The following is an 18,628-nucleotide window of genomic DNA, read 5'->3' on the forward strand; positions in this document are numbered from 1 at the left end:
CAACAAAACTTTGGTGTTTAACGGCACGGAAACCTTCTTTTTCTAATTCAAATTCTTTGCCTTGTTATGTTACATAGGCATACATACCATCTTTTATAAGGTCTGTCGGGTCTCGATCTGCACCCTTGCTATAAAAAAATAAAAATTCAAGGCAGCTGACATTTCTACAGCCCTTATTAAACAATATTTTATTGAAGATTTATATCTGAAAGTGAGAGGGTATCATTAAATAATTTGGATAATATTAAGGTGGTTGGTTTGGCGAGACCTAATGAAGATAATTTTTCTTTGGTAAACCATTGCCCATCGGATTCAGAGATAGAATGGCTCGTAGGTTGTACTCTTATACTTAATGCCGTTATTTCCAAATGAAAATGGCTAAAACTGTGTTTAAATCGGGTAATTAGTTTTGGGTTCTCTCCTTGTAGCATATAGCAAAGTCGAATGTGTTGAATGGGGCAAGTTTGACTTTCTATACTGGGTAAACACCATAAACCTCCCCATAACCCTGTGGGGGGCCTTTTTTCCAAATAAACCTGATTTTGTTCATTATGCAATACCAATAGTTGTTGTAAGAGTGTCGGTCGTTGTTTTTTTATTTTTTTTGTTGGATAAAGATGTTGCTCTTTATTTTGAAAGGCCAGACAATGACTTTTAAGAGGACAACGTAGGCAATCAGGGTTTTTGTTTGTACAACATGTAGCTCCTAAATCCATAATTGCTTGGGTATAATCTGCGCATCGTTGATTGGGCATACAGGAAGACGCAAGTTCCCATAGTTTTTTTTTAACCTGGGCTTGTTCTGGCCAACCTTGGATTAAAAAAAAGCGAGATAAAACTCTTTTGACATTTCCATCCAAAATAGCAGTTGGTTTATTAAAAGCTTGTGACAATATGGCTGCAGCTGTTGATGGTCCTATTCCTGGCAGTTGAGCCAAGACATGCTGATCTTCAGGAAAAAAGCCATGGTATTGTTTGCTAATTATTTTGGCCGTGCTGTGAAGGTTTCTGGCGCGACTATAGTAACCTAATCCTGACCATAGGGAGAGCACCTCATCCTCTGCGGCCTTGGCAAGCATAAAAACGTCAGGGAAATGCTCTATAAAGCGATTAAAGTATGGGATAACGGTTTGCACTTGAGTTTGCTGGAGCATGATTTCCGAAACCCAAACTCTATAGGGAGAGCGGGGTAGCTGCCAGGGCAAATCTTTGCGTCCATGCAAGTCATACCAATCAAGCAAAAGTTGACTGAATTGATAACTTATAGAGTTATTGCTCACTGGGTTAATAGCTCTTTAAGCGGCTTTCCAATTACTTTTAAAGGTTTTGTCAGTGCTGATTTTATAGCTAATGAGTTCAGCAAGGGGTTAATCGTTTTAAAATCAGGTAAAACCAAGGGATGTTCCACTGTTCCTGAAACTACAAAGGGAAAATATCCTCCCAATGCCTGTTGAATCTTCTGTAGAACATTATCAGTGCTATTATCATTTAAGGCGGCTTTAATAGTAGAATTTAATTGCTGATTTAATATATTAATTCGGCCTTCTCCATTTACTTGAAGTTTGTCAGTTTGTAGAAGAAATGAATCGCTACTAATTATTCCCTTTTGTAACTGGTATTTAAAATTAGCCAGCTTAAATACTGTATTACCTTGTATATTCTTACTTTGATCCCAATCTGCTGATTGAATGATTTTTTTTAGATTAGCTTGGGGTTCCGTAGCAAGTGAGTTAAATTTTGTTTTTAAATTATTGAGTAATTGATCCAGATTAATATTGTAGATTTCTCCATCTTTAAGGGTAATGGTGCCTTTGCTAACAATTTGCTCAATGCTTGATGTTTTTAAAGGTATTACAGCGTGGATTGAGTAATCCAAATTTCCGCTAATGGCTTGATATCCTAATAATGAAGTGATTAATTGTTTTCCATCTAGATTTGTAGCCGTTTGATTAAGCAATAATTGTTGTGAAGCGATCACATATTCCAGATCGCCTATGGATTCTCCATTATAGAGTGATATCGTAAAGGGATTAAATACTATGTCTTTTTTATGGGTTTTCAATGTGGTGCTGATTTTTTTGATAGTCAATTGATTTAATAAAATATTTTGTATCTGTAGTTGCCCTTCTATAGAAGATTTACTAATCCCATTACTTAACTCATCGATAATGGAAGGAGCAAGGCTGAGTCTCCCTTTAAAATTGATATTTGCTTTTGCTATTTGTAATGAGGCCGCGTCAGTTAATTTGGCTTTAATTTGTACCGCAAAAGGAGAATTTTTTAAGTTAAATTGTTCTGCGCCGATTTGAATATTTTTGAAGACTGTAGTGCGTCCATTGCTGTTAATAGAAATTTGACCATGACTTAATAATAATTTTTGGATGGCAAATTGCTCGTTAGCATGTCCTTCCATGATCTTTTGACTTGTGTTCTTATCAAAAGATGGGTTTTTTTCAGTATTTTCTTGATTTATATGGAATTTTAGGCCATCAATATTAATTTCGCTAAATACAAAATTTCCCTTTAGTAAAGGTGTGATTTTTAAGTTTAATAACAGAGTATCTATACTTAGTGAATAGTTGTCCTTTAACTTTTCATCGCCCACATATATTTTACTGAATTTGAGCCCAGGCCTTGGGAATATTTGCCAGGAGATAGTCCCATCAATATGGCTTTGTTTGTGGGTAATCGCTGTGATTTGGTTACTGACGAATTGTTTAATGGTTTCAGGGTTTATATTTTTTGCTAATACCCATAGGGTAATCGATGTGAAGATCATTAAGGCAATAAAAGCCAACAGAATTTTTCCTAGCAATTTCATGGGATAGAACCAGAGTTTAAAAGCAAAAGCATATAGATAAAGGACGCCCTGTCAAGCAAAGAATGAACAAATCAAGAAAATATTCATAAAAAATTCTGTTTAGGTATTGAAACTCTTGTGTGCTCAATTTAGACTGAGTAAGAGAGATTTTTTTTTGGACTTTTAAGTTAATGTGTTACCAGTTTTTTGTTTTTGCGTTTAATCTTGGTCTTTAATTTAGCAATATCAGATAATTTTCAAGCCTTTGAATGTCAACGATGACTTCATACGTGTTTGTAAAAGCCCTCTGAGTTCAAAATGATGACTAAGATCTTAAGTTAAGATGAGACGTTTATTTTCTATTCAAGATGTACTCAGGATGAGTTAATTAAATCAAGGAGAGCGTCATGCATCAAAGACAATCCGAGATAGTAGTGTTAAAACCTACTAATTTATTTTTAGCTTTTCTAGCGTCGCAATTACCTGAAGCAAATTTACCTAGTTTGAAATTATTACATACTGACAATACGGCTTATGTTATTCCCAAGCAAGATTCTGATGATGCTACTCTTGACGAGATCGAAAAACATTTTCCTACGATGTTCAGACATGAAATTTCTCGTTGGCTGGGAAGTTCGGCTCATAACGAAATTGAAACGAGTTTCCTCGATTTTCTATGCTGTTTTAAATTTGAGTTACATTCACATATTATCTTGATGGAGTCTTCTATAGCAGCAGGGCATCAGATGTTAAATATCAAACCTCGTTCTGCTCTTTTGGATTGGATGAAATCTGCTGTTGAAGAACAAGATGAGTTATCCAATGTTTTGAGTCAAGTAAGCTTGTCTCAAATAACAGAAAACTCAACTGTAATTGTTAAAAACTTTCCAACCATAAAAGAAGTAAAGCCCTTCCTAAAGCAGTATTATAAGCCAATATTTGAAACTGCTATGAGTCGGATGAGTGGTCAGTCAAAACAATGGCCTCAAGTCAATTCATTTCAGTCGTTCAGCCAGTATTTTGCAGTTGAAATACATACTCAATTGATACATTTGCACCATTAAGGAGTCGACTATGGAACCAGTGGCTATAGCCCTCATTTGTGCGGCGGCGTTTGGAGCAGTTGTAGCATTATCCGCATTTATCAGACAGCTATTATTAAGTAGGGATAAAAATTTAAATGATGAAGCTCAAAGAAGAGCAATAAATCTAGAGGCTGGTGAGCTGGAAAAAATGAGAGAGCAAATGCAGAGTAATAAGCGATTTGATTCTCATTATAAGGTTCTCGGAGCCAATAAAGATGCCATTATTTATTTAGATACCAAAATTGAAGATATTTTGCGAAAAAAAGCGCAATTAGTAGAGCGTTATGCGCAAGTTTCTCTTAAAGAATCGGGAGCTATAGTTGAGGGAGGGATTTCACTAGAACGCAAGGAAACTTGTGACAAGCTGAAGAATGAGATAGATGAGGAAATAAAATTTTATGATAGTGAATTGCTTCATCTTCAACAAAGAAGAACCTCTTTATGGGATACTCATACCGATTTGCAGGAGTATTTGTTGGGGCAGGAAAAGTCTCGCAATGAAAGTTTGGATCACATTTATAAGCAACACACGTCACTTTTAGAAAAAATATATATTCGCCATATTGATGATAGCGAAAATATTGCTAAACAGAGTATTGATGCTGGAACTGCTTCATTTAAGGCGATGATTTTGGCACCCATACAATTTTTATTGCAGTATTTTAATATTTCATCGGGCATTAATTTTGATCAATCAAAACAAGAAAATGATTCGAGAGATGATGTCGATAAAACTGAAAGTGATATCAATGATTCTGAAAATAGTGATGATGTTTATAGTGATACCGATGTAAATTCTGACGATGAATCCAATCGTTCAGATAAGGATGACTCTCAAGAAGGATCTGATTCAGAAAATGATTCAAGATTAATGTTTGCTTAAAAATTATTCTTTTGAGTTAACTGATGACATTTATGCCAGTATATATTACAATGTGATGCCCATGAAATGATATGGCATGGGTAAACATTAAAGTCTTTTATTTAATTTTTTGGTTTACTATTTATAATAAACCACAAGACTTGAACCTGGAAAAAGCGGATCTGGTAGTTTGCGACTGTTTTTCCAGGTTTAGCATTGGCTAAAAGAAGGAATTAACCCCAGTGGTCTACATAAAACGTGATAAGGATGGTCAAATTTGTGCTGTATACAGTCAAAAGACTTCAGGCGTAACGGAACAAATTGACATTAATGATGCTGAATTTGTAGAATTTTTGTTGCGTTGCGAAAGTGAAGAAAAATTAAAGTTTCTACAATCCGATTTGCAATTGATTCGTGTGCTTGAAGATTTAATTGAGATTTTGATAGATAAAAATATCATTACTATTACCGATTTTCCTCAATCAGTAATCGACAAATTGTTAGCACGACAAGCTTTTCGCAAGAGATTTGCAAATCGTGCAGGTATGGAGTTAAACGGAGATGATGAAGCAACAACGTAGTTTATTATTTACCCTTTTTATTTTATGTTTTATCCTGGCAAGACCTGTTTTTAGTTTAAATATGGATGTACTTCTTCCTGATGAAAGGAATACAGTAGAAGTATTTCAAAAAGCCTCATCCAAAGTCGTTTATGTTCATCGATTAGCAAATGCTACTGTGCACCGTCGTTATGCTTTACAAAAGACGCATATCCCGGATGGCGCTGGTTCAGGTATTATTTGGGATAATAAAGGACATGTTGTAACCAATTTCCATGTGATTAAGGGTGCTGATGAGTTGGCAATAACCTTGGGAAACATAACTGTGCCTGCCAAGGTGATTGGATCAGAACCTCGTAAAGATATTGCTGTACTTGAAATTAAGTCACCTAAAGCTTTGGATTACCTGAAGTCATTTCAACCATTTGAAATAGTCCGTCTTAATGATCTCATCGTTGGTCAAAAAGCGATCGCAATAGGCAATCCTTTTGGTTTAGATCATAGTTTATCCAAAGGAGTTATCTCTGCTTTGGGTAGAAAAGTACCTGGTATTGGAGGGGTCACGATTCATGAAATGATCCAAACTGATACTCCAATTAATCCTGGTAATTCAGGAGGTCCCTTATTAAACAGTGCAGGCCAATTAATTGGTATGAACACTATGATTTACTCTCGATCAGGCTCGTCTGCCGGTATTGGCTTTGCTGTTCCAGCAGAAGATATTCAGAAAATTGCATCTCAAATTATTAATCATGGTCGAGTAGTTTTATCAGGCATAGGAATTCAGCGAGTTGAACCACGTCTTGCTGAAAAATTGGGAATTAAAAAAGGGATTTTAATAGCGGATGTAGTACCTGGCACACCGGCGGACAAATTGAAATTACGTGGTACTCACAGAGATCAATGGGGTCGCATTGTATTGGGAGATGTTATTGTGGCAGTTAATGCGCATCCAGTGCCAAATTATGATGCTTTATATAATTTACTCACAGAGATTAAAGTCGGAGAGCAAATTACTCTTTCGATACAAAGAGGTCATAAGAAAATGGATGTTAAAATGAAAACAATTGATATTGCAGCGCTTTAATTCTCTTCACTTTCCCGGATTATGACTTCGTCTAATCCGGGCTTGATACTGTTATAAGTCAGTGTAAATTGGAATACTCCATTTAGTTTATAATCTTAATGCTATATGATATAGAATGATAAAAATAATGAGGTTATAAGGATGTTACTTAATAGAACTGACTCCATCTTAGTTTTAGTTGATATACAAGAAAAATTAACTCCAGCAATATTAAATCTTGATGCCTTTGTTGAGCGGTGTGAATGGTTGCTAAAATTAGCAGAAAGACTGAACGTCCCGGTTTTAGCTAGTGAGCAGTATCCTAAAGGATTAGGGTCAACAATACCTCCTTTAAGCTTGTACATTAATAAAGAAGAGCTCATTGAAAAAGTACATTTTTCATGCATGCAAGAGCCAAAATACATTAATCTTCTAAAAAAATATAATAGAAAACAACTGATTATCATTGGGATTGAGGCGCATGTTTGTGTGCTTCAGACTGCTTTGGAAATGAAAGACCAAGGATTTGATGTCTACGTAGTAGTAGACGCCGTTAGTAGCCGATCAGAGCTCGATTTAAAATATGGTTTAAAACGGATGAAACAGGATGGGATCCATTTGATAACTGCTGAAATGGTGTTATTCGAATGGTTGAGGCAAGCAGCTACACCAGAATTTAAAACGATTAGTAAAGAATTTTTACAATAAACAGCCCATATATTTTACCTGCGATACAAGAACTGGATATTGCAACACTAAAAATTTTGGAGAAAAAATGAATTTTGATAATCAGATCGCGTTAGTAACTGGCGGCGCTTCAGGAATGGGTAAAGCTTGTGTGCAATATTTGCAACAACATGGCATGAAAGTGGTGGTCTGGGATAAACAATCTGACTCATCAAGTGATGCTGAGTTATTTATTACCTGTGATGTCACTAGCGACGAGTCTGTAGAAAAAGCAATGCAACAAACTGTTTCTCAAATAGGTGTGCCAAGGGTTTGTGTCAATTGCGCGGGAATTGCTCCAGCCAAACGCATAGTAGGAAAAGAAGGACCAATGCCTCTGGAAACATTCAAACAAGTTATCGATGTGAATTTAATTGGCACATTCAATGTCATGCGAATAGTAGCACATGCCATGTCAACATTAGATCTGGAAAATAAATCACAGGAACGTGGAGTCATAATAAATACCGCCTCGGTCGCAGCATTTGAAGGGCAAATAGGTCAGGCAGCTTATAGCGCCTCAAAAGGAGGAATCGTGTCAATGACTTTACCAGCAGCGCGTGAATTAGCTCAATTTGCAATAAGAGTAAATACAATAGCACCAGGGCTAATTGCAACTCCATTACTTTTAAATATGCCTCAAGAAGTTCAAGATAATTTAGCAGCAACAGTAACTTTCCCAAAACGTCTAGGCAGGCCAGAAGAATTTGCTTCATTAGTAGGACATATCATTGAAAATGGGATGATTAATGGGGAGGTTATTCGTCTGGATGCTGCCCTTCGTATGCGCTGAACGGCCGTATTTGGCGCATCTTGCGAGAAAGCCTTTTTGAAAAAATGCTCATGTACTATCTTGTACGCTCCGCTTTTTTCAAAAAGGCTTTCTCACAACCTGCACTCAAATCCGACCGTTCAGTTATATTAGACGTATTTTGAGGTAATCTGTAGTTTAATTTAATGCCAATCTGTTTGTTATTATTAATCGCAATATATAATCGCTTTTTTATTATTCTAACTGGGACTCAAAATGTCTTTTCCCAATACTGATGTCATTAAAAAATTATTAGAAGAAAAGAGGCAATTAGTACATATTCAGTCTTCAGAACCCCATGATTATGCCAGTGTGAAGCAGCGTGTGCTGCAATTGGAGTTAGAGAACGAGATAGCGTATTTATCCGAGCTTCTTGAAAACCCGGACACATTCGAAGTTGGGTTTAAAGAACGATGTGCCCAAAGAGAAAAGGGTACAGTTGATGCTATTGGCTTTAGCCAAATATCGTCTACTGCAACCAATCAACTGTATTGGGAAATAGCAGAGCTTGTTTTTAAACCCCAAACCATGTCCGACATGCTGGCTATCATAGCGCCGCATGTAAAAAAACAACTTCAAGTGACGCTTTCACAAGACATTTCGGTTCCATTAAAAAAAGCGAAACTGGAAGGCATAGAGCCGGTTTTGGATTCAAGGGAAAGCACATCGAAATTAAAAAAAGAGCCACTTCTATCGGATTTGTCCCATTATGTGATAAGCGGGGAGATGATTTTTGATGTTCGGAATATAGAAAATCTCCCGTTACGCAGTCACGTCAAATTATATGAATACTTAAAGAAAGACTATCCCGAGCTTTGTGATGCCTTGTATGAACATAATCATGCGCTAAGAACCTTGAAAGACGATATCGCTCTTTTTAAGAATCAAGGGACAACCCCTAAGGAAGCCCTGGAGCGGTTAATCAAAGGATTGACCTTGGGCGGGGAGAGGATGACAGGCAGTGAATATGCGAGCGAAACCGCTGAAGAAGCCATTAAAATGTTTTTTTCTTTTATGAAAAGCCTGCCTTCCGAGACACAAGACCATTTAAGAAACGCTCAAGGCAATCATGGCAGTTTAGGCAGCATCATCGATAATGAGATAAATAAAGGGACTTGTGTTGAGACAGCAGCTATGCATTTACGCTCTGTCGTAGAAGCCAATCAAAACACACCACTATTCAATCAACCCGCTCATATGACTAAAGAAAGCCTGAAGCAACTGGAAAAAAAATACAAACACGGGACTACTACCCTGCAAGACGATACAGGCTACCGCAAATTGCCTGAAGGACTCATTAAGAAAGCCATTCAAGGCATTGCACCCAAGAACTCCTTTGAATTCATCAGTCTCATTATGAATTTTCCACCCGCCTTATATGGGGAGTTATTAAAAAACATCAATCTCACGGAACCCGATCATGCGTTAACCGATGTAACCGAATTAATCAAACAAAAATGGCTGACTGCAGAACAAGTGGATGAACTGGCCTCTGCCGTCATTACTTATTACAAGGGACTCAACCCAAATGGAGATATTCTATGTTGGGCAACTCTTACAAACAATGCCTTGTATATAACCAAAGCACTCGAATCCATACCTGAGAAGCAGAGATTAGATGCCGTTCGGGGTAAAGGTGATTATAGTGATACGGTGTTGCATTATGTAGCAAACAACCACCCGGAATTCCTTAAAGCTATTCTTGCGCTTATTCCTGAACAAGATAGATTAGATGCGGTTAAGCTTAAAGATGATTATGGTAATACAGTGTTGCATGAAGCTGTACGAAACCCGGAACTCCTTAAAGCTATTCTTGCGCTTATTCCTGAACAAGGTAGATTGGATGCAGTTAAGGTTAAAAATAAACATGGTGAAACAGTGTTGCATAACGCAATAGACAACCCAGAATCCCTTAAAGCCATTCTTGCGCTTATTCCTGTACAAGATAGATTGGATGCCGTTAAGGTTAAAAATAAATATGGTGAAACGGTGTTGCATAACGCAATAGACAACCCAAAATCCCTTAAAGCCATTCTTGCGCTTATTCCTGTACAAGATAGATTGGATGCCTTTAAGGTGGAAAATAAATATGGTTATACGGAGTTGTATAGTGTACTAAACAACCTAGAATCATTTAAAGCCATTCTTGAGCTTATTCCTGAACAAGGTAGATTGGATGCGGTTCAGATTAAAAATAATTTGGACAAAACAGTGTTGGATAATGCAGCAGGCAACCTAAAATCCCTAAAAACCATTCGTGAGCTTATCCGTGAGCAAGATAAATTGAATACAGTTAAAGAAAAAAAGGAGTTATCCATTAATAATAACCATTTTTTTACAAACACAAACTCACAAAAAACTATTGCTGAACCAAGCAAAATTAAACCGACAGAAGTAACTGAGGGAACCGACACCAACACAGAAGACGAACAAATCAAACCCGATTTTTGAGAAATTAAGATATAAAATCTCAGTTGTTTATGCTAAAACTTTAGTCCGCGCACACGCAGGGGACGGCAATGACTGTCTCGTGATTTTGAGCAACTCAGGTTGTCCAAATATTAAACAAAATTGACATAAATCACATCCCTGTTCTGGCTTGCTTCATCAAGTCCCGCAATAACGAAATTTACATGCCCGCGAACACTTACTATTTTATAAGTTCTAAAAGGCTTATATTTTGGATAGTTTCCGAAGAAAGTCCTTCGAAACCACCAAGGCGCTATATTTCTTATGCTTCCTGATGATGGCTGTTTTCAGAGGAAGTTTCCAAATTTCCATTCGAGGTATAAACACTCACAGCATCCGAGTCGTTTCCTGACAAGGCATTGACAATTTGTTGACGGGTATACATGTTATTAGCTATGACTTGTCCATTAACAGTATTTAGTTCACGACATAAATTTAATTTCTCTACAAGAATGCTGTTCAACCGATTGATTTGAATACCATCTTCAGTTGAGCAGTTTTGGAGAAAATCAGATAATGATACTTGACTATGTTTGTCACTGTTATTGGAGTCGTTCATTAGTTCCATACGTTGTTTTGCACTGTCTTCTAATTGACTGGATAGCTCTTGTTTCTTCTCTGCCAGTTCGGCGAGGTGATTAAACTGGCGAGTTGTAAGAATCATTTTTTCTTCGGCTAATAAAGCATTCAGCGAGTCTAGCCAATTTATCTCTTGCTCTAATTGGCTTACTAATGTTTTAGCCTTATTGTTGTTATTCATTGCATCATCCTGAAAATTAAGCTATTTCTACATTATTTAACATGCTATGAGCGATCTTGTCACTATGAATTTGATACTGTCCTGATTCGATTTCAGCTTTAAAATACAATACACGAGCTTCATTGATTTCTGATAAATCTTTAAGGGAGGCTTTTAGAGCTTCCAGTTGTTTAGAGGTACTACTTAAATTGACGTTATCAGAGAGATTATTATTTTCAACAACGGGATTTCTAACTTCTTTTTGTTTAGTACTTAGGCGATTGTCTGCATCCACATGTCTTACGTTAGTCGAATCATTAATTTGGTTAACCATAAGAGTATCCTCAATCGCATTTATCATGATTATCGGCTCCTTTTGCAAATTCTTTAGTAATTTTTGGTTTATTTTTAACCTTTTTTGTTAAATAGTACTTATAAAACATGAGTTAAAAAATAACTTTAACTTTTTTATTACCAGTTACTCTAGCTTCAATAATTCGTTTAGAAGAGAGATTTTTGACTTTTATCGTGTCATCCATAGCGCCCTCATTCATTGCAATTCCATCCATGCTGATTGTTAAATTATCATTAGAAGCGATTATAGATACTTGTTCACCTTTATGAACTAATTTTGCTAATTCGATATTGTAAGGAGTAAGTGGGTGATTTGGAGCGATATCATGTTTACAAACAAGTCCGATGATCTCTTTGTTATTGGTAAAATATCCTTGTTTTAATTTTTGAACATCGAGTTCAGTTTGATAGATGTCCATGTTATTAATTTTTGTACCTTTTGGTAAAGCACGTTTTGCTACTAATACAGATTTTGATACAGTTACTTTGATAGGTATATATAAGGTCCAGTGATTATTTTCCTCTAAACATTTGATGCCCATCGTATTAGTATTCAGCACAGGAGTTTGATAAGGGTTGAATACTTCCAGTTTGTTATCATCACATATCTTTAGGCTTAGGCGAGGATCAATTGCGTCTGCTGTAACTTGAATTTTACCTTCAGTATAATTGGATAATTCATTAAGGACATACTGTTCTACTTTATTTTTTAATAATTCAAGAGATTGGCTTGGTTCTGAAAACAAGCCCGTGCTTGCAAAAAATAGGAAAAAGCTTAGTATGCACTTTTTCACAACATGAACTCCCTTTCTTTATATTGATTTTTTTATTTTTGAAATGCGTTGTTTTCTATGCAAATATTGCGCCAATATTCAGGAGTATATCATGAGAACTTGTTTGATTGTTTATTTATTGATTTTATTTGTTTTTACATTTCCAGGGTACTCTGACAGTCATCATCCCCAAGAATTTCTAAAATCTATTGTTGGCACGAAAGATGAAGGAGAAAAAATTTATAATCATTTTTGCGTGAATTGTCATGCACAAAAACCATTGATTTCTTTAGGGGCTCCTAAAATTGGAAATGCAAGCGAATGGGATCCAAGATTGAAACAAGGATTGGACATTCTTTTTAAGCACACTGATGAGGGGTTTAATGCTATGCCTACTAGAGGTGGATGTTTTGAATGCACCGATAATCAACTAATTTTAGCCATTATTTTTATGGTTCCGGAACAAGGGCAAAAGAGCCTATTAAAAGATCTTGAAGATCATAAAAAGAACAAATAGTAAAAAAATTTTATAAAAAAGCCTAAACTTATTCAAAATGCTCCCGATATAGTAAAAAAGATAAAGAGGGAGATAGAAAGTGAAAAAACAACTACTGTTAGTTCCAGTTTGTGTCTTGGCTGCCTCTTGTGCATCCATGGATAGATCAACAGCCATAGTGGATGATGCCGGTTATACTCATTACACTATGAGCATGGAATCTGATAGAAAGGGTTCCGGTTATTTTCCTGATAAAAGACAAGCCACAGGAAAAAAAGTATTTATTTTCGATCCTAAAGCAACGGCATGGGCAGCTTATGATGCGCAAGGTAATAGGATCAAAACCGGTAGTGCCTCAGGAGGGAAGGACTTTTGTGAGGATGTCGGCAGGCCTTGTCGTACTGTAACAGGAAGCTTCAGAGTTTACTCCAAAAAAGGGGAGGAGTGCACTTCCAGTATCTACCCCATAGAAACTGGTGGTGGGGCAAAAATGCCTTATTGCATGCACTTTCACGGCGGGTATTCGATACATGCTGCCTATGAGGTTCCAAATTATAACGCAAGCCATGGTTGTATCCGGGTTTTACCAAGTGCTGCGAAATGGTTGAATCAAAACTTTATTGATGTAGGGACTTCGGTAATCGTTAAACCTTATTAATAAATAAGCAAAGATTCTCCACCACTCCCCCTGCTTATAGCGGGGGTTTTTTTATTGCCTGATATTCAATAACAAAGGTTAGGACTAAGAGAAATCTTAATATAACGCTATAGCGCTTCGGGATTGCCGAAATGATGGCTAAGACCTATAATCGCAAATCACTAACATACCTTTCTTTCTATAGCGGATCCGAATAATGATTCTTTGTATTGATGTAGGGAACTCTCATATCTATGGTGGAGTGTTTGATGGAGATGATATTAAACTCAGGTTTCGGCATACTTCTATGGTAAGTACTTCGGATGAGTTAGGTATTTTTCTTAAAAGCGTTTTACGTGAAAATAATTGCTCTCCTGAAACAATAAGAAAAATTGCTATTTGTTCGGTAGTCCCTCAATTAGATTATTCCTTACGGTCAGCATGTGTGAAATATTTTTCAACAGAACCATTTTTATTACAGGCAGGGGTTAAAACCGGATTGAATATTAAATATAGAAATCCAGTTGAGGTTGGAGCTGACAGAATTGCTAATGCCATAGCTGCAACTCATAGTTACCCTAATCAAAACATTATTGTGATCGATTTTGGAACTGCGACTACTTTTTGTGCTATTTCGCATAAGAAAGCTTATTTAGGTGGTGCCATTTTACCTGGCGTGAGATTGTCGGCAGATGCTCTATCAAGAAATACTGCGAAACTACCGTCAGTTGAAATTGTCAAAATCGAAAATGCAGTCGGGCGTTCTACTATAGAAAGTATTCAATCCGGGGTTTACTATGGTGTCCTTGGTGCGTGTAGAGAAATAATTCATAGAATACATAGTGAAGTTTTTGATGGTGAAAAAGCATTAATTTTAGCAACAGGGGGATTTGCTTCTTTATTTGATAAACAAGAGCTGTATGATCATCTCGTGCCAGATTTGGTTCTCCAAGGCATACGTTTAGCTGCTTTAATGAATTCCCTATGATCATTTTTCCAACAGCTCCCACAGAATGAACTTATTGAAAGTGTTTTCAACAAGCGTTCAAGAGGCAAGTCAAACAATAGAAACAATGACAAGGCACAAATATTAATAAAAATAGGTACTAGTGTAAGTCTTCCTCTTTCTTCTATTTAGTTCAATTCTAAAACTCCCAGTAATTTTCGTGTCTTTGGTAAAATCTAAGCATCGTACCTTTGTGGTTATTAATTTGTCTATAAGATTAAATTAATGACATATCCTGGGTTTTCTCATTCCATTTATAGAAAAATTACCAAAAAAGTGCCTTTCCAGCTTGACGTATGTAGAAATGTGTTCCTATAGTGTAGAAAAGTGGGGTAAAATAATAAAAAAGTGGAGAATTGTGGGAGATAAATTCTCCTTAACTTAGGAAAAACTATGTTTCGTGGGATTAATGCCATCACCATAGACACTAAAGGACGCTTAGCTATTCCGACGCGTTACAGAAGTGCTTTGGGAGCAGAGGAAAAAATTCCTTTGGTGGTAACTATTGATACCGAAGAAACCTGTTTGCTCCTTTACACTGCAGCACAATGGCAAATTATTGAAGACAATTTACAAAAACTACCTAGTTTCAATGCCGCAGCACGAAGAATTCAGCGTCTGTTAATCGGCCATGCCACTGATGTAGAGGTTGATGCTAATGGACGAGTGCTTTTACCAACAGTCTTAAGAAATTATGCAAAGTTAGAAAAAGATGTCGTGATGATAGGCCAAGGAAATAAATTTGAGGTTTGGAATAAAGAATTATGGGAGTCCAAACGTGAGCAATGGTTGGCTGAAGAAGCATCTAGGGCGGATGGGCTACCTGAGGAAATGAAAACGTTTTCTTTATAACGGAAAAATAAATGGCAAAGCATCAATCTGTTTTATTACATGAATCAATAAAAGGTCTGGCCATAAAGGCTGAAGGTACCTATTTTGATGGAACTTTTGGCCGTGGTGGTCATAGTCGGGAAATTTTAAATCATTTAAGTGATAAGGGAAGATTGTTTGCAATAGATAAGGATCTCGATGCTGTGCAATATGCGAAGGATCATTTTGGTTTGGATAAACGATTTCAAATTTTTCATGGTTCATTCGCAAACATCAAGGAATTTGCATCACAAGCGGGGGTACTTGGTGCTGTTGACGGTATTTTACTTGATCTTGGAGTGTCCTCGCCTCAACTGGATAATCCTGAAAGAGGATTTAGTTTTATGTTGCAAGGCCCTCTTGATATGAGAATGGATTTATCTCAATCAATAAACGCAGCCAATTTTGTAAATGAAGCTGAAGTCCATGAATTGGCACATGTCTTCAGAACCTATGGTGAAGAACGGTTCGCAGCCAGGATAGCAAAAGCAATTGTTGAAGCTAGAAGGGCAAAACCAATAACAACTACTCTGCAGTTAGCAGAAATTGTTAAAGAAGCAAATCCTAAATGGGAAAAACATAAACATCCTGCAACACGAGTATTTCAAGCGATTCGTATACACGTAAACCAGGAATTAGCAGACCTTAGTAATTGTTTAGAGCAATGTTTGGATGTGTTAGGCCCTAAAGGGCGTTTAGCAGTTATTAGTTTCCATTCTCTGGAAGATCGGATAGTCAAGCAATTCATGAGAGATAAAGAGCAGGGAAATAGACCACCTGCTGAAGTACCAATCAAACATGATGCAATCAAAACCAATTTTAGGAAAGTAGGTAAAGCAGTGAAGCCACAGAGTGACGAAATAAAAGAAAATGTTAGATCTCGAAGTGCGGTGCTTAGGATAGGGGAGAAATTAACATGAACGCTGCAGCGAAAGTCATTAATCAAGGTAATTTATTTAATGGTCAATTGGCAGATATGCAAATGTCAAAATCACTCTATATGATAATTGTATTGTTAGCTGCCGTATTAGTGAGTGCTTTTGCAGTAATTTATAGCACGAATTCTTACCGATTAACCCTTAGTCAAGTACAACAGGAAGAACAACAAACCCATTTCTTGCAACTTCAATGGGGACAATTATTATTAGAACAAGCAAGTTTGGCTACACCAGCCCGAGTTGAGGAGTTGGCAACAGAAAAACTGGGAATGACTTTGCCAACGGCTAAAAATACTTATTTATTGCATCCTCAATAGAAAATCTTATTGAAGTGCGAAGGATAGGTATGAGAATTTATATTTAGGAGATGGACACCTCGAAAAATTATAAAGCTTCATGTACACTGTTAACTCATTAGCCAGGGTTAGTTCATCATTCAGTTTTGGGGCTTGCTAAAGTATTAATTGATCACTGACAAACCCTGAGAAAGTTCATCAAGATTTTTTTGTGGAAAGGTTATCCTGAGTATTTTAAAAGAGTTTTGCCTGAGACTAAACATTGGGATGTTCCTGGCGTGAGTTAGAGATGACGAAAAGCCTGATGAAGAACATTCAAGGGCAAACCACAGTTTTTAATGTTTTTAAAGTTTAAAAGGCATTTTTAAGTATTTTTCTTTGTTCCTTAAGAGGTCGTTTGGAAAAGATCCGAATGAATATTCATTCAACTCTATTGTTTAGTACTTAGAAATACTATTTATGAGTAGTTATTTATGAAAAAAACACACCATTATGCTAGATTAGTAACCGTTGCTGTTTTTTTCTCCCTAATTTTGGCCATTTTAATTTGGAGAATGGTCGATCTTACCGTTCTGCACAGGCAATTTTTACAAGGCCAGGGCAACGCACGGAGCATTCGTGTGATCGATATTCCTGCTTATCGAGGTATGATAACAGATAGAAATGGCACACCACTGGCTGTGAGCACACCAGTTGAATCAGTCTGGGTGCACCCTAAAGAATTTTCCCCAGACGAAGAACAGTTTATGCAACTTGCTAAATACCTGAATTTGACTCCTAAGGAATTAAGTAAAAAAATTGTGTATGCTGAAAATCGAGAATTCGTCTATTTACAGAGACAAATACCGCCTACACTCTCTAAGAAGATAGAAGCTTTAAAAATTCCGGGTATTAATTTTCAAAAAGAATTTAAGCGCTATTACCCAGATTCAGACAGCATTTCCACATTAATAGGGTTTACTAATGTCGACGATCAAGGTATTGAAGGAATTGAGCTTGCATATCAAGACTGGCTCATGGGTATTGTTGGCAAAAAGAGAGTAATTAAAGATAGACTCGGCAGAGTGGTTGAAGATTTAGGTGTTTTGAAGGAGCCGCGCCCAGGACATGAATTAACTTTAAGTATTGATAGACGATTACAGTATTTGGCCTATAGCGAATTAAGTAAAACGGTTGAAGAGTTTTCTGCTAAGTCAGGTTCAGTCATTGTAGTCGATGCCGAGAACGGTGAGGTTCTGGCTGTAGCCAATGTACCCTCTTATAATCCTAATTCACGAGGCCATTATGATAAACAAACTTATCGAAACAGGGCACTAACGGACACTTTCGAACCAGGATCTGTCATTAAATCATTCAGTATTGCCAGTGCTTTAGAAACCGGCTTATTTACTCCAGACACTATTATCGATACCAACCCGGGGTGGATGACTGTTCATAGTCGGACAGTAAGGGATATCCATAATTATGGTGTTTTAGATGTTACTGGAATTTTGCAACATTCAAGTAATGTAGGCGTTACTAAAATGGTGTTATCAAGCCCTGCAGAACAATTAATAGGATTTCTGCAAAAATGTGGTTTTGGACAGCGGTCTGAATTAGCATATCCCGGTGAAAGTGAAGGAGGGATTGTAAAAGCTAAGGATGCCAATCCTTTTGTTTTGGCTACCTTGGGGTTTGGCTATGGTTTGTCTGTTACTGCATTACAATTAGCTAAAGCCAATTTGATTTTTGCAAATAAAGGACGATTGATACCTATCACTTTGATTCATAATGATACTCCGAGTTCTGGCATTCAGGTCATGCAATCAAAAACGGCTGAACAAGTATTATTAATGATGGAAGCGGTTATGAGTAAGGGTACCGGCAGAAGTGCAAAGATTCCTGGTTATAGAGTAGCCGGTAAAACTGGAACTGCACGAGTCGCTGGGAAAAATGGATACAAAGATAGAAAATACACTTCTAGTTTTATTGGTATAGCACCGGTTTCCAAGCCAAAATTTGTTGTTGTTGTTATTATTCATGAACCTACACGAAAAGGGTATTATGCTGCTTCTGTAGCAGCACCCTTATTTTCAAAAGTTATGTCAGGTGCTTTACGATTATTCAATATACCTACTGATGAGCCAGTTGGTTAAAGATA

Annotated in this window: 19 protein-coding genes; 14 read left to right on the plus strand and 5 right to left on the minus strand. The window is 36.8% G+C overall.

Annotation, left to right across the window (positions count from 1 at the left end):
• Nucleotides 1-188: 188 nt before the first annotated feature.
• Both mutY and ACZ5EK_RS04750 read right to left on the minus strand, forming a co-directional pair.
• Nucleotides 189-1,280: an A/G-specific adenine glycosylase gene (gene mutY, locus ACZ5EK_RS04745; protein ID WP_464431663.1), complete on the minus strand. Its 1,092-nt coding sequence runs from the start codon at nucleotides 1,278-1,280 to the stop codon at nucleotides 189-191.
• The gene (locus tag ACZ5EK_RS04750) at nucleotides 1,277-2,821 is read right to left on the minus strand and encodes an AsmA family protein (RefSeq protein ID WP_464431664.1); all 1,545 of its coding nucleotides are present in this window, start codon (nucleotides 2,819-2,821) and stop codon (nucleotides 1,277-1,279) included. The genes mutY and ACZ5EK_RS04750 overlap by 4 nt, the downstream gene beginning before the upstream one ends.
• A gap of 386 nt (nucleotides 2,822-3,207) precedes the next feature.
• Here ACZ5EK_RS04750 and ACZ5EK_RS04755 point away from each other — a divergent pair, with 386 nt between their 5' ends.
• From ACZ5EK_RS04755 to ACZ5EK_RS04785, 7 genes are all read left to right on the plus strand, one after another.
• Complete coding sequence (locus tag ACZ5EK_RS04755) at nucleotides 3,208-3,864, plus strand: hypothetical protein (protein WP_464431666.1); 657 nt, start codon at nucleotides 3,208-3,210, stop codon at nucleotides 3,862-3,864.
• 10 nt (nucleotides 3,865-3,874) lie between these two features.
• Nucleotides 3,875-4,768, plus strand: a complete 894-nt coding sequence (locus tag ACZ5EK_RS04760; protein ID WP_464431668.1) for a hypothetical protein — start codon at nucleotides 3,875-3,877, stop codon at nucleotides 4,766-4,768.
• A 221-nt stretch (nucleotides 4,769-4,989) separates the two neighbouring features.
• Nucleotides 4,990-5,328 carry a hypothetical protein gene (locus tag ACZ5EK_RS04765; protein WP_464431670.1) on the plus strand — a complete coding sequence of 113 codons (339 nt, stop codon included), beginning with the start codon at nucleotides 4,990-4,992 and terminating at the stop codon, nucleotides 5,326-5,328.
• Nucleotides 5,312-6,394 carry a S1C family serine protease gene (locus tag ACZ5EK_RS04770; protein ID WP_464432458.1) on the plus strand — a complete coding sequence of 361 codons (1,083 nt, stop codon included), beginning with the start codon at nucleotides 5,312-5,314 and terminating at the stop codon, nucleotides 6,392-6,394. Before ACZ5EK_RS04765 ends, ACZ5EK_RS04770 begins: the two co-directional genes overlap by 17 nt.
• A gap of 141 nt (nucleotides 6,395-6,535) precedes the next feature.
• Nucleotides 6,536-7,081, plus strand: coding sequence for a hydrolase (locus ACZ5EK_RS04775; RefSeq protein ID WP_464431672.1), 546 nt, complete (start codon nucleotides 6,536-6,538; stop codon nucleotides 7,079-7,081).
• 67 nt (nucleotides 7,082-7,148) lie between these two features.
• A complete protein-coding gene (locus ACZ5EK_RS04780) occupies nucleotides 7,149-7,892 on the plus strand; it encodes an SDR family NAD(P)-dependent oxidoreductase (protein WP_464431673.1) in 744 nt (247 codons plus the stop codon).
• A 234-nt stretch (nucleotides 7,893-8,126) separates the two neighbouring features.
• Nucleotides 8,127-10,361, plus strand: coding sequence for a hypothetical protein (locus tag ACZ5EK_RS04785; RefSeq protein WP_464431674.1), 2,235 nt, complete (start codon nucleotides 8,127-8,129; stop codon nucleotides 10,359-10,361).
• Between the two features lie 280 nt (nucleotides 10,362-10,641).
• Here ACZ5EK_RS04785 and ACZ5EK_RS04790 read toward each other — a convergent pair whose 3' ends face one another.
• From ACZ5EK_RS04790 to flgA, 3 genes are all read right to left on the minus strand, one after another.
• Nucleotides 10,642-11,139: a flagella synthesis protein FlgN gene (locus ACZ5EK_RS04790; RefSeq protein WP_464431675.1), complete on the minus strand. Its 498-nt coding sequence runs from the start codon at nucleotides 11,137-11,139 to the stop codon at nucleotides 10,642-10,644.
• A 16-nt stretch (nucleotides 11,140-11,155) separates the two neighbouring features.
• Nucleotides 11,156-11,479 carry a flagellar biosynthesis anti-sigma factor FlgM gene (gene flgM / locus ACZ5EK_RS04795; RefSeq protein ID WP_464431676.1) on the minus strand — a complete coding sequence of 108 codons (324 nt, stop codon included), beginning with the start codon at nucleotides 11,477-11,479 and terminating at the stop codon, nucleotides 11,156-11,158.
• Between the two features lie 85 nt (nucleotides 11,480-11,564).
• A complete protein-coding gene (gene flgA / locus ACZ5EK_RS04800; protein WP_464431678.1) occupies nucleotides 11,565-12,266 on the minus strand; it encodes a flagellar basal body P-ring formation chaperone FlgA in 702 nt (233 codons plus the stop codon).
• 91 nt (nucleotides 12,267-12,357) lie between these two features.
• Between flgA and ACZ5EK_RS04805 the strand changes: the two genes are divergently transcribed.
• The 7 genes from ACZ5EK_RS04805 (at nucleotide 12,358) to ACZ5EK_RS04835 (ending at nucleotide 18,623) form a co-directional block, all read left to right on the plus strand.
• On the plus strand, nucleotides 12,358-12,762 hold the full coding sequence (locus ACZ5EK_RS04805) for a c-type cytochrome (RefSeq protein WP_464431679.1): 405 nt from the start codon (nucleotides 12,358-12,360) through the stop codon (nucleotides 12,760-12,762).
• 79 nt (nucleotides 12,763-12,841) lie between these two features.
• Nucleotides 12,842-13,399 (plus strand): L,D-transpeptidase, encoded by a 558-nt coding sequence (locus tag ACZ5EK_RS04810; protein WP_464431681.1) that lies wholly within the window; start codon nucleotides 12,842-12,844, stop codon nucleotides 13,397-13,399.
• A 196-nt stretch (nucleotides 13,400-13,595) separates the two neighbouring features.
• A complete protein-coding gene (locus tag ACZ5EK_RS04815; protein ID WP_464431682.1) occupies nucleotides 13,596-14,366 on the plus strand; it encodes a type III pantothenate kinase in 771 nt (256 codons plus the stop codon).
• A 411-nt stretch (nucleotides 14,367-14,777) separates the two neighbouring features.
• Nucleotides 14,778-15,236, plus strand: coding sequence for a division/cell wall cluster transcriptional repressor MraZ (gene mraZ / locus ACZ5EK_RS04820; protein ID WP_464426879.1), 459 nt, complete (start codon nucleotides 14,778-14,780; stop codon nucleotides 15,234-15,236).
• Nucleotides 15,237-15,247: 11 nt separating this feature from the next.
• Nucleotides 15,248-16,174: a 16S rRNA (cytosine(1402)-N(4))-methyltransferase RsmH gene (rsmH, locus tag ACZ5EK_RS04825; protein ID WP_464431684.1), complete on the plus strand. Its 927-nt coding sequence runs from the start codon at nucleotides 15,248-15,250 to the stop codon at nucleotides 16,172-16,174.
• Nucleotides 16,171-16,509, plus strand: coding sequence for a cell division protein FtsL (ftsL, locus tag ACZ5EK_RS04830; protein ID WP_464426881.1), 339 nt, complete (start codon nucleotides 16,171-16,173; stop codon nucleotides 16,507-16,509). Before rsmH ends, ftsL begins: the two co-directional genes overlap by 4 nt.
• Nucleotides 16,510-16,961: 452 nt before the next feature.
• Nucleotides 16,962-18,623, plus strand: coding sequence for a peptidoglycan D,D-transpeptidase FtsI family protein (locus tag ACZ5EK_RS04835; protein WP_464431685.1), 1,662 nt, complete (start codon nucleotides 16,962-16,964; stop codon nucleotides 18,621-18,623).
• The last annotated feature ends 5 nt before the right edge of the window (nucleotides 18,624-18,628 follow it).

Source organism: Legionella sp. JM-2024, assembly GCF_055389095.1.